This is a genomic window from Rhodopirellula sp. J20-39 (assembly GCF_057365095.1).
In genome coordinates this window covers 624,104-639,836 of sequence record NZ_CP195123.1, presented here as the reverse complement: position 1 = coordinate 639,836, position 15,733 = coordinate 624,104, and the positions used below count along the sequence as shown (strand labels likewise).

Annotated in this window: 13 protein-coding genes; 10 read left to right on the top strand and 3 right to left on the bottom strand. The window is 56.2% G+C overall.

The window, feature by feature from the left end:
• Positions 1–3 precede the first annotated feature (3 nt).
• Positions 4–1,275: a hypothetical protein gene (locus tag ACR3ZL_RS02145; RefSeq protein WP_486173178.1), complete on the bottom strand. Its 1,272-nt coding sequence runs from the start codon at positions 1,273–1,275 to the stop codon at positions 4–6.
• Between the two features lie 242 nt (positions 1,276–1,517).
• On the bottom strand, positions 1,518–2,348 hold the full coding sequence (gene tsaB / locus ACR3ZL_RS02140; RefSeq protein ID WP_473649528.1) for a tRNA (adenosine(37)-N6)-threonylcarbamoyltransferase complex dimerization subunit type 1 TsaB: 831 nt from the start codon (positions 2,346–2,348) through the stop codon (positions 1,518–1,520).
• Between the two features lie 97 nt (positions 2,349–2,445).
• On the opposite strand from tsaB, the gene ACR3ZL_RS02135 reads away from it, so the two are divergent.
• The 5 genes from ACR3ZL_RS02135 to ACR3ZL_RS02115 all read left to right on the top strand — a co-directional run bounded on the left by ACR3ZL_RS02135 (position 2,446) and on the right by ACR3ZL_RS02115 (position 9,244).
• Positions 2,446–3,204 carry a metallophosphoesterase family protein gene (locus ACR3ZL_RS02135; protein WP_473649529.1) on the top strand — a complete coding sequence of 253 codons (759 nt, stop codon included), beginning with the start codon at positions 2,446–2,448 and terminating at the stop codon, positions 3,202–3,204.
• Between the two features lie 24 nt (positions 3,205–3,228).
• The gene (locus ACR3ZL_RS02130; protein ID WP_473649530.1) at positions 3,229–3,987 is read left to right on the top strand and encodes a metallophosphoesterase family protein; all 759 of its coding nucleotides are present in this window, start codon (positions 3,229–3,231) and stop codon (positions 3,985–3,987) included.
• A gap of 87 nt (positions 3,988–4,074) precedes the next feature.
• Entirely contained in the window at positions 4,075–5,229 is a 1,155-nt protein-coding gene (locus ACR3ZL_RS02125) for a KpsF/GutQ family sugar-phosphate isomerase (RefSeq protein WP_473649531.1), read from the top strand.
• Positions 5,226–5,792, top strand: a complete 567-nt coding sequence (locus tag ACR3ZL_RS02120) for a KdsC family phosphatase (RefSeq protein WP_473649532.1) — start codon at positions 5,226–5,228, stop codon at positions 5,790–5,792. The genes ACR3ZL_RS02125 and ACR3ZL_RS02120 overlap by 4 nt, the downstream gene beginning before the upstream one ends.
• Entirely contained in the window at positions 5,792–9,244 is a 3,453-nt protein-coding gene (locus tag ACR3ZL_RS02115; RefSeq protein ID WP_486173177.1) for a hypothetical protein, read from the top strand. Before ACR3ZL_RS02120 ends, ACR3ZL_RS02115 begins: the two co-directional genes overlap by 1 nt.
• A gap of 45 nt (positions 9,245–9,289) precedes the next feature.
• Here ACR3ZL_RS02115 and ACR3ZL_RS02110 read toward each other — a convergent pair whose 3' ends face one another.
• Positions 9,290–10,186 (bottom strand): HDOD domain-containing protein, encoded by an 897-nt coding sequence (locus tag ACR3ZL_RS02110; protein WP_473649536.1) that lies wholly within the window; start codon positions 10,184–10,186, stop codon positions 9,290–9,292.
• A 295-nt stretch (positions 10,187–10,481) separates the two neighbouring features.
• Between ACR3ZL_RS02110 and ACR3ZL_RS02105 the strand changes: the two genes are divergently transcribed.
• The 5 genes from ACR3ZL_RS02105 to dprA all read left to right on the top strand — a co-directional run bounded on the left by ACR3ZL_RS02105 (position 10,482) and on the right by dprA (position 15,632).
• A complete protein-coding gene (locus ACR3ZL_RS02105; RefSeq protein ID WP_473649537.1) occupies positions 10,482–11,156 on the top strand; it encodes a hypothetical protein in 675 nt (224 codons plus the stop codon).
• Positions 11,157–11,368: 212 nt separating this feature from the next.
• On the top strand, positions 11,369–12,160 hold the full coding sequence (locus ACR3ZL_RS02100) for an OmpA/MotB family protein (RefSeq protein ID WP_473653428.1): 792 nt from the start codon (positions 11,369–11,371) through the stop codon (positions 12,158–12,160).
• A gap of 185 nt (positions 12,161–12,345) precedes the next feature.
• Positions 12,346–13,329: an SMP-30/gluconolactonase/LRE family protein gene (locus ACR3ZL_RS02095; RefSeq protein ID WP_473649538.1), complete on the top strand. Its 984-nt coding sequence runs from the start codon at positions 12,346–12,348 to the stop codon at positions 13,327–13,329.
• 202 nt (positions 13,330–13,531) lie between these two features.
• Positions 13,532–14,221 carry a methionine-R-sulfoxide reductase gene (locus tag ACR3ZL_RS02090; protein ID WP_473649539.1) on the top strand — a complete coding sequence of 230 codons (690 nt, stop codon included), beginning with the start codon at positions 13,532–13,534 and terminating at the stop codon, positions 14,219–14,221.
• Positions 14,222–14,375: 154 nt separating this feature from the next.
• Positions 14,376–15,632 carry a DNA-processing protein DprA gene (gene dprA / locus ACR3ZL_RS02085; RefSeq protein ID WP_473653429.1) on the top strand — a complete coding sequence of 419 codons (1,257 nt, stop codon included), beginning with the start codon at positions 14,376–14,378 and terminating at the stop codon, positions 15,630–15,632.
• The last annotated feature ends 101 nt before the right edge of the window (positions 15,633–15,733 follow it).

Here is a 15,733-nt window from a genome sequence, read left to right as displayed (position 1 = left end):
TCGCTATCGTTGGATAGCACGGATAAAGGGTGGTTGCCAACTGGGTGCTAGCGATGCGTCATCAATCGTCACGCCCGCCTCCATCCGGCCTTCGTGGTTCAACAGTGGATGATCGACCATTCGGTCCATTGCGGTGCTCGGCAAAAAGCCCACGCGGCCGTCTTCGTACAGCACGTTGATGCCTCGTCCACCGTGACTAATCAACGTAGGCTGCGCGTTCATCGAAGATTCCGAACCGGCATCCTGGAAGTTGCCGGCGGGCTGCAAAATAGCCGCGTCACTCATGACCGCGAAGGCGGATCGCCCTTGGAACCTTGGCGAAGTGAAATGGTCTCCATCTCGCACACCCAAAGTGTAGGCATAATGACCGCCCGCTGTGGTCTGCATCCAACGCAACTTTTCGATCGCTCGAGTCATTTGCAAACTCATCGCCGGATCATGGCTGGCCAATGGCTGCATCGCCATCAATTCATGCCCCACTTCATCCAACAATCGCAAGGTGACAACGTGCGGGCGCCGAGGTTCGCGATCACCTGCGGGTTCCGATTCGGCACCGGATCGATTAGCGACAAATTGAGTCGTTGGCCAGAATTGATCTCGCTGAAGGGAGGGGCAAAGTGTTTGTTCGGCATTGTCCAACAGCCCGGCCTCGCGAAGGCGTGGGGCGTACATTCCTGCGAACGCTTGGTATCCAGCCGGAGCCAACGCGGGCAAGCGATGCTCCGCATTGCGAGTCACGAACTGGTTCATTGCGATTCCCAATTCCCGCAGGTTGTCCTGGCACGCTTGCTTGCGAGCAACAAAACGACCTTCTAGCATCGATGGCAACGCAATTGCGATTACGACACTGGCCGCCGTGATCGACGCGAGCCAGTCCCGCCATGTCCAGTCCGAGCCACCGCCACTGTCTTGCGCAGGCGACATCGGGGTAACACTGCCGGCAACGTCGTGACGCGAGGCCCCGAAGTGAGTCGCCGCCGTCACCGGATCGAAGTGCTCGTGAACATCGTCTGCAAATTCAGACGAGCCTGAATCATCAAGCGGGTCCGAATTATTTGGATCAACCGGCATCGGTGGCAACGACGCCAAAGTGCGTGAGACCAAATCGGCGGGCGGTGGTGGCGTCTCTTCGGGCTCTTCGAGACCAGCCAGGGCCGCTTCCAGCTCAGCCAATTGTTGCCGGGCCTCCTCGCTTTCCTGCAGCCATGCTTCGACCCGTCGCATCTCATCGGGTTCGAGAGCACCCAGCAGATACCCGATCAAATCTTCTTGCATCGGCAAGCCAACCTAGATTGAGAGGGAAGTGAGACGGAAGCCTGGAAAGACAGGGACGGTTTCTAACAACCTTCCCTTGGAACTATTTAGAGACAGAATCATTTAAAGACTCAATTCTGAAATCGTTTCGATTCGATCCTGGCAATACGGTAATTGCCTCCATCCGGTTCACAATCCACAGGGATTCTCGCATTCAGTACGCAACACCGGTCGATCCTGCCGCAAGATCTTGGCGCTCTCAATCAGGATTCCGGCGACTTCTCCTCCGCCGCGCTCGGCCGAAAGTAGTCCGGAACCACGTCGACCGGGTCGCTCACTTGACCGTTCTGGAACTTCTCCGCCCCCAAAATTCCCACACCCAGTGCTCGAGGCTGGGATTCTTCGGCCCAACCGAGTTGATCCAGCGGGATGCCGCTGCGTTGGAAAGCCGACCGGTCACCTGTACAGGTCCACAGCGGATTCGATTTCTGGTCGGATGCCCCCAATTCCGTCTCGGCTAAGCTTCCGCCCGCCGTGTTTTTCTGAGCAATTGCGGCCAACTCGCTTTGCCACTGTTCCGCCGGAATCAAATCGATATCGGGATCACAGCCAACCTCAAACCGCCCCCGATAAACCTGACCGCGATAGGCAGCCAGCCCGACCAGGATGCCCCGTTCGCCGGAGTTCGTTTCTTCTTCCGCTGGTTTGGACGCTCTCCATGCACACTCAATCGCGCGAAGAGAATCCACTGTCGCGACCGGTACCCGCCATGCGTAGGCGAGAGTTTTCGCGGCCGTTACCGCGATTCGTAGCCCAGTAAAAGACCCTGGACCGACGGCGACCGACAAAAAACTGGGTTGGACCGGCGACTCACCCGAATCACTTCGATCCAACATTCGATCGATCGCTGGGATCAAGGTAGATGCCGCGCGGCCATCAACCGATAACCGATGACAATGGATCACTTCGCACCCAAGGGTTAGCGAAATCGAACCCTCTCGTCCAATCACTTCGATCGCCAAACCGACCGCTGGAACGTTCGATTCGGTAGCCGAAAACGACTGCGTCGGAAGCGAAGTAGGCCGGATATTCAAGAAATCTTGTCCATAGGTTGTCGTATAAAATTCATAACGGCTACAATCCCCATTCAATTTTGTGCCACCGTTGTTGTTTTGACTTTTGAGGAATTCCGTGAAGCGAGCGTTGATTAGCGACATCCACGGGAATCTCGAAGCCCTGCAAGCGGTGCTGGCGGACATTGATGCCATCGGCGTTGATGAAATTTACTGCTTGGGCGATATCATCGGCTATGGGCCCAATCCGTGTGAATGCCTTGATTTAGTAATGAAACGCTGCAAGAACACGATCTTGGGAAACCATGATCAAGCGGCGTTATTCGATCCCGATGGATTCAATCCGATGGCGTTGCGAGCCATTTATTGGACCCGCGATCAACTCGACGGCAACAACGGTAGCCAGGCTCAGGTCAACGCTCGCTGGGATTTCCTAGGTGAACTGCCCCGTTTTCTAAACGAAGACAAGTTCAAGTTCGTCCATGGTTCGCCGCGGGATCCAACCAACGAATATGTTTTCCCCGAGTACGTCTACGATACTCGCAAGATGGAAATCCTGTTCGGCAAGATTGATCAGTACTGCTTCATGGGGCACACCCACCTGCCGGGCGTCTTCACGACCTCGTGTGAATTCATCGACCCGGATGAATGCAATCACACTTATTCGTTGGGACCGGCGAAGCTACTAATCAACGTGGGCAGCGTGGGGCAACCTCGCGATGAGAACAACCAGTCCTGCTACGTGATTTTGGATACGGACGCGATGACGGTCACGTACCGCCGGGTCAGTTACGATTTTGAAGCGACAGCATCGAAGATTTACAACCAGGTCGATCTCGACAACGCTCTCGGCGATCGACTCAAACGCGGACACTAACCCCTATTTCTGGATATTGGCTCCTTGAATCGCACGGCCATCTTGAGTGACATTCATGGGAATCTTGCCGCGCTGACGGCAGTCCTAGAGGATATCGAATCCCAAAAGGTCGACCGCATCGTTTGTTTAGGCGATGTTGTCGGCTACGGCCCGGAGCCCTGCGCGTGCCTGGACCAGGTAATGGAATTCGCGTTTTGTGTCCTGGGGAACCACGACAGCAGCTCGCTGTTTGATCCCGAAGGATTCAACGTTGCCGCCGAGCAGGCCATTTTTTGGACCCGCACGCAACTCGAACGCGTCGGCGACGATCCCGAGGCCAGCCGCCGCCGGATCGACTATTTGTGCCAATTGCCTCGCACGGTTCGCGAAAACGACTGGCTATTCGTTCACGGTTCGCCACGTGGGCCAACGAATGAATACGTGTTCCCCGAGGACACCCAGAACGTCAAAAAGATGGAAAAGCTGTTTTCGCTGGTCCCTCATCTCTGTTTTCAGGGACACACCCACGTCCCAGGCATTTTCACGTCGGACCATCGCTTTGTAAGGCCCGCTGAAACCGGAACGGGCTACTCGCTGCAAGACACCAATTCCAAGATGATGATCAACGTGGGTAGCGTCGGGCAGCCTCGCGACGGGGACCCACGCAGTTGCTATGTCATTGCCGAACGCGATTTCGCAGAATTTCGCCGCGTCGAATATGACATCGAAAAGACCGTCAAAGCGATCGAAGCGGAGCCCGATTTGGACAACTTCCTCGGTTATCGCCTTCGCGAAGGTCGGTAGAGTCTCACCTTGCGACTGACACGATCGATTCGGTAGCCTGCGAAACGGTTCAATTCCGTTTCACGCACGCTCAGCATGGATGCCATCGTGTCGCCCCAACCCCAACGCTCTCGGCGCCTATCCGGTGCCCAGCTTCAGACGGATCAGCGTTCTAGCTTGGAATCGCTGCCACAGATTGAACGCATCCGGACCATCCGAGACACGATGATCGCGGAAGCCGATGCCATTCGATTGGCGTCGGAAAAGGCACCCAGTGCGGCCGTGGAAGCGGCCCAGCTTATCGCCGACTGCCAAGGTAGCATCGTACTGACTGGCGTCGGCAAAGCAGGTTGGATCGCTCAAAAGATCGTCGCCACGTTGGCCAGCACCGGATCCCCGGCCCACTTTCTGCATCCCAGCGAAGCCATCCACGGCGACCTGGGACGGGTGCAGGCGAACGATGTAGTGATCGCGTTTTCCAATTCCGGACGCAGCGAAGAAGTGGTGCGGGTGTGCCAATACCTGAAGCATCAAGCCAGCCAATTGATCGCTATCACGGCGACCGAAAACAACCCGCTGGCTGAAATGGCTGACCTGGTTGTCCCCATGGGCAAACATCCCGAAGCGTGCCCCAATGGACTCGCTCCCACCTCCAGCACCACTGTCATGCTCGCTCTTGGCGACGCAATTGCGATGCTGGCATCTAAGTTACATGGCTTTGTCGCCGACGACTTTGCCAAATTCCATCCTGGCGGTGCGTTAGGTCGCAAGCTTGCCAGCGTGGACGACATCATGCGGCCAATCGATCAATGCCGCGTCGCGTCGGATTCACTATCGATCCGAGAAGCGATTCGTGGCGAGTCATCCCACCGTCGCTCCGGCGCCGTCATGTTAGTGGACGCCGATGACCAACTGACCGGCATCTTCACCGACAGCGATCTCGTGAAGTTGCTTCAACAGCGACAAGAAATGGATCTCGATCGTGCAATTGCCGATGTCATGACTCGTGGACCGGTCGTTGTGCAAAGCGGTCAATTGCTCGGCGAAGCCGTCTCGGTTCTTTCGGATCGACACTTGAGCGAACTGCCGGTCGTCGACGACCAAAACCGTCCCCTGGGAATGATTGACATCACGGACCTGATTGCTGCTGGTGATATCCGTCCCGAACCACCCGAAACCAAACGCCGATCGGGCACTGCACTGGTATCCCCAGCGATCATTCCGTTTTCGGGTGATACGACTTCAACGAAAGACCCGTCGTGACTTTTTCCTTGCCCGCATCGGCTCGCTTGCGTTCCGATGTCGAGATTGCCGGTCAGATTCGCTGCATTCTATCGGACGTCGACGGAGTTCTTTCTGACGGAAGAATCGTCTACGCCGCCGACAGTGATGGCGTGCGCCATGAACTGAAATCCTTTCACGTTCGTGACGGACTCGGTATCAAACTGTGGATGCGAAGCGGTTTCCACTTCGGAATCATCACCGCCCGCCAAAGCCACGTCGTTGCCCATCGCGCAAAAGAACTGGGCATCACCAACATTGCACAGGCATCGGGCGACAAATGGACCACTGCCCAAACGATGATGAAGTCCTTCGGTGTCACCCCGGCACAAGTCTGCTACATCGGCGATGACCTGCCCGATTTGCCAGTCATGCGAAAGGTCGGCTTAGCGGTCGCACCGGACGACGCGGCGACCGACGCCCGCGAAATGGCACACTGGATCACACGCAGCGCCGGTGGCGAAGGCGTGCTACGCGAAGTCGTCGAACGTTTGCTTCGAGCAAGCGGAAAGTGGAGCCAACACGTCATGCCGGAAGGAGATTGATGGTCGGCTCGATTCGCGACTATCTGTTCGGCTTAAGCGTTTTAGCAATCGCGATGGGCGGATACCAAATGACGGTGGCCCGTTGGCTAAAACCGCCCGAGGTGCAGCGCGCCCCAATCGCAAAACGCGAATTGACCAACAACGACGAATCGCTCGTTGACCTGTACCCAGCGGACGCTTGGCAACGGGGACGATCCATCCGTTTGAAAACCCAAGACGGAATGTTGTTGTTCCAAAACTGGGAACAAAACAAAGGCGATCGCGACGGCGGTAAAAAATGGCGATTGTGGCCTATCACGATGGTCATCGGACGCGGGCTCGATGCTGGTGGCGACAGCCAACCGATCGTGATCGAAGCGGAAGAAGGCGCGGTCATCGAATTTAGCGCCGCCTTGGATGTGATGAGCGGCGTTGCGCCCACCATCCAACGCGGGCAGTTGATGGGCGCGGTCCATATCCGCCGCATCAATGCCAATGAAATCAGCGACGTCAGCGATGCGACCAGCACATCGATCTATCAGGTCAACGCAGCACAAAGTTCAGACGAAACGCTCGACATCCGTACTGCGAATGTCGGGATCGATCGCCGCAAAATCTGGACAACCGAAGCGATTCACATGCAAGTGGGCCGTGCCATGATGGTCGGCCGCGACCTGACATTGCATCTGGCAACCTCAGCGGGCGGCGGATCGTCTCAGTCCAGCATTTCACGCTCGCTCGATCGTATGGAATTGATCTATTTGCGTGAACTAACATTACCGCTGGACAAGCCCGGTGCCCTACCGGACGACAGCCGCGGTGTTGTACAAGTGAAATGCGATGGCCGAATCGAATACGATTTCGCGCTCGACCAATTGCTGCTCGATCAAAACGTCAAACTGCTGCACACGCCGTCCCCAAACAATCAACTCGCTGGTACTTCACCCAACCCGGCTGGACTCGCGCCGACTGCGTTAGGACTGCCATCCGATTTTGCCAACCGTTCAACGCCTCTGGCCGCGACTCAACCAAGCAACCAGGTCGAACGATTCGAATGCGATTCGCTGCGTCTGACCCTGCGTGACCCACTGAACTCCGATCGCACGCGGTCCACAGCACTGGACTGGATCGACCGCATCGAAGCGGTGGGATCACCAGTGGTCTTGTCGATGCCATCACAAGGCTTTGACCTGAGTGCCGGCAAGGTGCTGCTGGATCCGGTGGAAGGCTGGCTGATCGCCGAGCCAGGCATCACGCAAAGTGCAGCGTCAAGAAACAACACCGCATCCCAACGACAAACGAGTGTCCCCGATCAACGAGCGGTACAAATCCGTAACGGTGAACTCAGTGCCACGCTATCACGGATCGTCTATCGCTTCGATCCGAAAAAACCCAAGCAACTGGGGACCGTCGAAGTTGAAGGCGCCGGACTGGTCCAATACACCGCCCCGGATTCCGTCCTGAAATCGTTTCAATGGCTCGATAGCCTGCGTGTCTCGCCACTGGACGTCGCCACGCCCAGTGCGATCGATGTACGCTTCGGTGTCTGGTGCGAGGGTGGAATTCAGGCCCTGTTGTCCGACGGCGGTTCATTCACCACGGACCGAATCGAAGGTGTGATCAAGCCAGTCAAAACGTCCCAAGCCGGTGGCACCATCGAACATCAATGGTTCCCCGATCGCTTCTCGGCCATCGGCGATGTGCTGGTTCGATCACCCACCTTGATGGCCGCTACCCAGCAGATGAACTTGTTCTTTGAACAGAAGATCCTGCATCCAGCAACCGCCTTGGCCGCGGGAAATCAACCGGCAGATCCTTCATCGGTTCGGCGCTGGGTGAGCCAACCGGAAGCCAATGCTGCGGCCGCTGGCCAAGTTACACCGGGCCAGACCACACCGGGTCAACGTCCAAACTCAAGTCGGCCCCAATCGCCACCCGCCACCATCCGTGGCGACCAAGTGACCGCAAAACTAACCTTCGGCGATCGTGAACTGACAGCGACCGATCTAAGCGTCGTGGGAAACGTGGAGGTCACTCATCCATTGACTCTGAAAAAGGCTGCACTGAACGCGACCGCGAAATCATCCGAGCCAATGCTAGCTGTCTTGACCGGTGACCATTTGCGAATTCGCGATGGCGGTGGAAGTGACGTATTGCAGCTAGGAAGCCAATCCAATCGACCAGCTCGATTGGATTTGGGTGATGGCTACTTCATCGGTCCTGAAATTCAGGTTCGTCCCGATGACAACTATGTCTGGATTCCATCGGCGGGCGAATTCTTGATCCCTAGTGAATTCTTACCTTCACTCGATGGTGCTGCTGGTGAATCAGCGTCACGGTGGAGCCGAAGTCCGCATTGTCGCTTTGGTGGCTCGATGACGTTTGATGGTCAGGTTGCCAAACTTAGCGGCGGTGTCGATTTGCAAGCTGCGATCGTCAACGATGGCCAACCCAGCGAAATCCGCATGAACGGTGATGAACTACAGTTCGTGCTGGAAAACCAGGTCAGCTTCCGAACGCCGTCGTCGTTCCAGGCGACTCGACTGTCGCAAATTTCTTTGTTGCAAACCACGACTCGACCTGTCGTCGTTCGTGTGGACCAATTCGCGGGCGATGGGATCCGCCAGTCGCGGCACGAGTTAACCGTCGCCAGTTTGAACTGGATTCCCGGTCAAACCGAATCCGCCGTAGCGATGCGGCCGATCACTCAGGGTGGAACCGCCAAGGCAGCCATGTCCGGTCAAATCGTCGCCCCTGGGCCCGGTTCGTATCGAGGCTGGATCCGCGGCAAGGTTGACACCGCCGATAAAACGGATTCCGTCGCCGACACCGGCGATTCGGCTTCGGTTTACCTAGAAGGCATGATCGAAGACACGCGTTCAAGCTTCGCCGGATCCCAACACCCCGAAACGATCATCACCGGTGTGCATCTCGTTTTCCAAGAGGCAATGCAAGGCGACCTGATGGCCAAGTCGCTCGAATTCACCAAGGGCGTCCGCATCGGTCGTCGAATTTTGCCGGACTTCGATCAGACTTTCGAAGCCACTGAGATGGACCATCTGGCGATGGATGAGATGACGCTGGATTGCGATCGCGTTCGTCTTTCGATCGACCCGTCCGCAACCTTGCATACTCCAAAATTCAAGATCGCGGGACGAACCCGTACCCGAGGTACGCCATCAATCGAAGTGGAAGCTTCCGGTGGCGTGGTTTTCCGAAGTCGTACCGAGCGTGGCATGTCACAGGCAACCGCGGATCGTTGTGGATACGCAGTCGCGAAAGACTTGGTGACAATCGAAGGCATTCCCGGACGCCCAGCTCGTTTTCAACAAACCGACCCGACGGGCAAACCACTCGCCAACCTAGCGATCCGTACCATGACGCTTCGGTTGAAGCCGTTCCAGTTGGTATCGTCGCAAGTTGAAAGCTTCCAAACCGGAGCATTGCCCGCATCGGCGACAAAGAGCCGATAGGCTCTTCATCGAAGCGGTTTGGCTAACCGAACCGCCGCGAAGCGTTTATTCGCAAAAGAAATCGGTCAGCGACTTGGCGGGTACCGGCAACTTCATCAACGGAGCAAACTCCGAAGTTTGTGCGTCGACTTCTGCGATGATGAGATCTCGCAGTTCGGGCGATGGCTTGGCAAGTTGGTCCATCGCGGACAAGAACTCTTCTCGTTCGCCCCAGTTGTCGTCGCAACAGGATGGCAACAGTGACGCCAAAGCAACACAAGCGGCTCCGCGAGCCAAGTCGCCCTTACCCAACAGTTCTTCCATTTGCGTGTGTTGAGCGATCAACGACACGAATTCTTCAGGAAGGTTCCAGCGTGATGCCAGCAAGGCCGCAGCGTCGGCGTGATCCCAACCGAACATCTCTTGCTCTAAACCGCTCAAACGTTTGCCATCATCGGCTCGCTTTTGAACCAATCCTTCGTACTTTTCAGGAAGCTCTTTAAGCAGCAATGGGATTGCCATGTCTTGCAACAAAGCACCGGCAAACAGGTCTTCGGCATTGGCCAACTTCATTTCTTTGCCGATTCGGCGGGCAAAGAGAGCCCGGCGAAGTGAATCTTGCCACAACGATTTCAGGTCGAACGGACCAAACTTGGGGTTCGGAATCACGCTAAAGACGGCGTTCCAAAGCGCAAAGTTGGTGATCGCTCGCGAACCCACCAACGTAATCGCCTGCGAAACGCTCATGATTTCGCGACTGAATCCAAAGTAGGACGAGTTCACAAATCGCAAGACCTGGCCCATCAAACCCGGATCCGCTTCGATCGGCTTAGCGAAATCGTTTGGCCCCACATCCTCTCGTTGCGAGAGCTGAAGGAGGCTAATCGCACTGTGCGGTAAAGCCGGCAAAACGTCGATGTGAAATACTTCTTCCAAACTAGTGGTTTCAGCGACGGTAGTCATATTTTCGAACTCGGGTGCATTGATTGATAACGCGAAAGCACAGCGGCCTGGGCTGCAATCAAACCTAGGTCAAACTGAGCACTGGGAACTGAAAACACTTTGTCAGGTTTGGTGATGCCGGCTCAATCATCGCCCTGACAGTGGATTCGTATCAATCGCAACGGATATTCGTTCACGTTGCCAAAGTGCAACATCGGTGGTGGTTCCTCATCACATGTTGTCGTCAGTCCGCGTTGAGGCGAACGTTTGTCTTGTGGGTAGATCCCTGGCATTTCTCCTAAACGCTTTCCAATAAATGGCTTACCGCGAAAGCCTATGCCGCGGTGGCAGTCTCGGCCTGCCGCTTGCGTTAGTCACCTTCATGGAAATCCATCATCGTTCTCAGCCGTCCAAAATTCGTTTCATTGCAAACGAGCAGCCTGCTGCTTGGATGCGACGCCGGCTCCGTACCACGTTTTGGATTGGCGTACTGCTTTTGTCGGTTCAAGCCTTTTCGGCGTGGCACCGCATTATCGTTGCCGATAGCAAGGCTGGATCGATCGCGGCTGAATCCAGCGATCCATCCAGCTCGAAACCTGCTTTGCCTGAATTGAAGCCCAATTCAATTTCGGAATCGGCTTCGACCGCCTCCGCTCAGCCGAACGGGCTCGGCGATTCAATTGCGTCGACGGCCCCCAAATCAGCTATCCGCATCCACCGTCGGGCGGTTCTTCCCGTGGGATGGCGACGCACCGCCGATGGTTGGCAACACGTTTCATCCTGGCAAACTCACGTAGAATCCATCTCGCTATCCCAGCGAATGGTTGCTCAACGGGAAAGCCAGCCCAACTGGCTGCGTCAGGCGATGACGTTCGTACGCCAGACGCCGCCCGGCTGCTTTGCCTTGGCTCAACTCGGTGGCGTCGGATTGTTATTTCTGGCTGTTGGGCGACGTCGTCGGCTACAGAGCGAGAATCCCGCAATATCGTGACCATTTTGAGGCTTAGAATCTCAGAAGCGATATTGTGACCAAACGCAAAGTTTGCCTAAAGTCCGGTCGTGTTTGAGTCATTCCACCCTCACCGGCCCTCCGTCATGTCTCCGAATCGTCCGCCTAATACGGTCGACTCCTGCCAGACACTTCGCCCACTTCCCAACTTGCGTGCCTCGCGGACGCTAGCAGGATGGTGGTTTGCGATTGCGATGCTGGTCATTTCAGGATGCAGCCAAAACCCGTATCTCGCCGGCGGTCCCGGTGGCTCGGTTTGGCAAGCTCCCGGCCAAACCCAATTAACAGCGGTTCAGGCCCAGGTTGCGGAGCTGAATCGACGTGTTCAATTGCTCGACGACAACAACCGACAACTCACCACTCAATTAGCTCAAAGCGAACAACAAGCCCAAGTCTATCGCGACGAACTTAATCTCGTCCGCAGCCAACTATCCGACACGACCAAACAATACGAAGCCGCTCGCATTGCCGCTCGTGACGCCCAAAGTTCCGCTCGCAGTTTCCAAGCGTCGACGCAACTTCGCGGCGGTGCCACGATTCGCGCTAACACAAATCTAAACCAACTCGCCGGACGCTTGAATCTGGGCAACATTCCGGTTCAACAAGACGGCGAAGTCATTCGCGTTGTTGTTCCATCGGATCAATTATTTGCTCCCGGTACTGCTCAATTGCAACCGCAAGCGGCTTCCATTCTTGATCCGATCGCCGCTCAGCTTCGATCGGTCTTCCCGCGTCAGCGTATTGGTATCGAAGGCTACACCGACAACGCACCGATCTACGGCGGGTCCAACGGCAGTCCTCATCAACTGACGTCGGCTCAAACCTCGGCATTGCTAGACTTGCTAACCCGGCGAAGCGGAATGCCCGGCCAACAACTCTTCATCGTTTCGCACGGGTCGAACAACCCACGTGCAGACAATGCAACACCGGCCGGCCGCGTTGCCAACCGACGTGTTGAGTTGGTGATCTATCCCGAAACGTTCTAATCGAACGGATGCGGTTGCTGGGCTACCAGACGGTGGCCATAGGAACACTGGATCGTTTTTCACGGGTCTCTAGAAACTGGATGATTGTGGCACCACTTGGTTGTCAACATTCCATCCTGGGGCTGATACAATAGAGCGGGTCCTGCATAGGGACTGCCGATTGTGTTTTCCCCCAGAGATCCAGCATGCTTTCGAGATTTAATTGGGTTCGCGTCCTGCTCGCGACCGGCCTTCTTGTTGTTACCGGTTTGGCGACAAAGAACGGCGGCAGCGTTTTCGCAAAAGAAACCTCTCAACCGACCTCGTCTGAAACTCCGGCTGATACACCAACCGTCGCTGAGATCCAGCCGACCGGACCGATCGAAAAGATCCAGACCGGATTTCAGTTCACCGAAGGTCCGACCATGGCGGAAGACGGATCGCTGTACTTCACCGACATTCCCAACACGCGTATCCACCGTCTAACTCCCGACGGACAACTCAGCGTTTTCACGGACCAGTCCAACAAGGCGAACGGGCTCTGGGCATTACCGGGCGGCCAACTGCTTGCCTGCGAAATGGAAGGCAGCCTGGTTCGATATGATCTAAGCAGCGGCTCGCGAGAAGTTCTGGCTCATCAATACAACGGCACTCGCTTCAACGCCTGCAACGACTTGGTCGTCGATCAACAGGGCGGCATCTACTTCACCGATCCGCTCTACAACGCACCCACCCCACTTCCGCAAGAGATTCAGGCTGTTTACTACCGGTCGGCTGATGGTCAAGTATCTCGACTGACCGACCACATCAACGCACCCAATGGGATCGGTTTGTCTCTGGACGAAAAACAACTTTATGTGATCCCGAGCCAACAAGCCGAAATGTTGGTGTACGACATCACCGAACCGGGCAAACTGGCCAACAGCCGCACCTTCTGTGTCCTGGAACAACCCGACGGCAAGACGGGCACCGGTGGCGATGGCATGACAATGGATCAACAAGGGAACCTGTACATCACCACGCACCTGGGCGTGCAGATTTATTCCCCTCAAGGCCAACACTTAGGAACAGTCACCTTCCCCGAGCAGCCGGCAAATGTCGCCTTCATGGGCCCCGACCGAAAAACGTTGGTCGTGACCGCTCGGACCTCGCTTTACCGAGTGGCCATGCCCATCGCCGGTCGACATTAGCGGGTGACTTCCCCGTTTGACCATTTCCAACACAGCGCCGTAGATTTCCTATTCGTGAACGAAACCATTCCCGAGCCTGTACTATCCAGGGGAGGATCGCTTCGCAAATCGCAAAATCCTGGCCGCCACCTCGCTGGCAACCGTTGCTAGCTTTCCAATTCAGCAATTTCCCAAACGCACCACCCTCTCAGGAGACTGATTGATGTCAACTCGAACCGGGCTGTTCGCCGGACTACTACTGCTCGGCTTCGCTTCCACCGCATTGTTGCCCCCAGCGATCAGCGATGACTCCAACGCCACGTTGAAAGCAGTCGATTCTACCCCCAAGACTGATGCCACCAGCGTCGATGCACCGAGTGAATCGGTAGCCGACGATGAAGCCAAATCCACCGAAGACGCTGCCGCGACCGAAACTACCGCCGGCGCCGTAGAACAAAAGGTGATCTACGGGAATTTCAACCCGCTAAACAAATTCGAACGCTGGGTCATCCAGCAAAAAGGTACCGAGCGTGCGGGCCCCGGCGGCTACACCAATAACAAACGGTCGGGAATCTACATTTGCCGTCAATGCAACGCACAGCTTTACCGCAGTGACGACAAGTTCGAAAGCCATTGCGGATGGCCAAGTTTTGACGACGAAATCGAAGGGGCTGTTCGTCGTCAAACCGATGCCGACGGACAGCGTATCGAAATCCTTTGCAAAAACTGCGATGGCCACTTGGGACACGTTTTCCATGGCGAAGGCATGACCGAAAAGAACACCCGGCACTGCGTCAATTCGATCTCGATGAAGTTCATCCCTAAGGGCAAGAAGCTTCCACCGATGATCAAACCTCGCCGTGAAGCCAAGATGTTGCCCAGTTCTGGTACGTCAACGACGGAACCTCGTTAAGCCCGGCGACGATCTCAATAGCAGACCGCTCATTAATCCGATTCCCCCCACGAGCCACTCGGGCTTCGCTACAATTGCGGCAAGCCGTGTCGAGTGAACTCGTTGGGGAGACAGGGGTTTGTCTGAAGAACTGTTTATCTGGCAAGAAGAGCAAATCGACTTGGAATCAAAACAAGTCGCCGCTGCCCCACCTCCGATCGATATCAACAACGTCGATCCATTGCTTCGCGATCGCCTGCAACTGTGCCTTCTTCCCGGCTTGGGTCCTCGCAATCTTTCTGTGCTGCTGCAATCGTTTGGCTCCGCATCGGATGTGCTTCACGCCAGCAACGATGCGCTGCAGCGAGTCCCGGGAATCGGCCCCAAACTGGCGCATACCATTCGCACGGCGGCGGACCATGTTGATGTCGCCGGGCTGCTGAATTGGTGCGGGCAAAACGATGTTGATATCGTTCAGCCCCAATCGTCCAACGACTCGGAAGCCGCGTCGAGTCTGGCGGCAAAACCTTACCCGGCTCCGCTCGCCGAACTGGAAGACGCTCCGCCGATTCTGTTTGTTCGTGGCCAATGGGAACCGCGTGATGCATTCTCAATCGCGATCGTGGGCACCCGGCACGCCACGCCGTATGGATTGCAACAAACCCGGCGTCTTGTCCGCGACCTAGCTTCCGCATCGGTCACCATCATCAGCGGACTCGCACGTGGCATTGATACCGCGGCGCATCGTGCGGCACTGGAAGCGGGCGGCCGCACGATCGCTTTCTTAGGCGGCGGACTGGGTCAAATGTACCCTCCGGAAAACGCTGACTTAGCTGACGAGATCTCTCGCAGCGGTGCGGTCTTCAGCGAGTACTCGCCCATGTCCAAACCACGCGGCGGAATGTTCCCACAACGCAATCGCTTAATAGCCGCAGCAAGCTTAGCGACGTTGGTAATCGAGGCTCCGCAACGCAGTGGTGCGTTGATTACGGCACGCCTGGCCAGCGAACTTGGACGCGGCGTGGGTGCCTTGCCCGGTCCAGTAAACAGTCGTGCATCCAGTGGTTGCCACGAACTGATTCGCGACGGCGGCACGCTGGTGGCCCACGTTGACGACGTGCTCGAACTACTCGGTCCTATCAGCCAACCGATTCAGTGCCAGGTCGCTTCTCGTAACCCTGGCGATGGCTCCACCTACGCAGGCGAGTCGCCGCTGAATCAAGTCGAGCGTGAAATCCGTAACGGTGCCGAACTGTCTCTCAACGAAGTCGAAAGAAGTGTCCTCGATCTAATTTCGACAACTGGGACCGCCATTGACGAAATCGTGGTGTCGCTGGAACTGCCGGTATCTCGAGTCTCTTCGATCGTCAGTATTTTAGAAATGAAACGGTTGATCCGGCGACTAAGCAGCCAGTACGTTTCCCGGATTTGATCGCTACCGGAAGCGTTAAGCACGTTTCTGCCGTTCGTCCCAGATCGCTGATCTATCTTCAAACGAAAAAAGGCGAAGATGAGCGTCCTGCTGGGTCGACG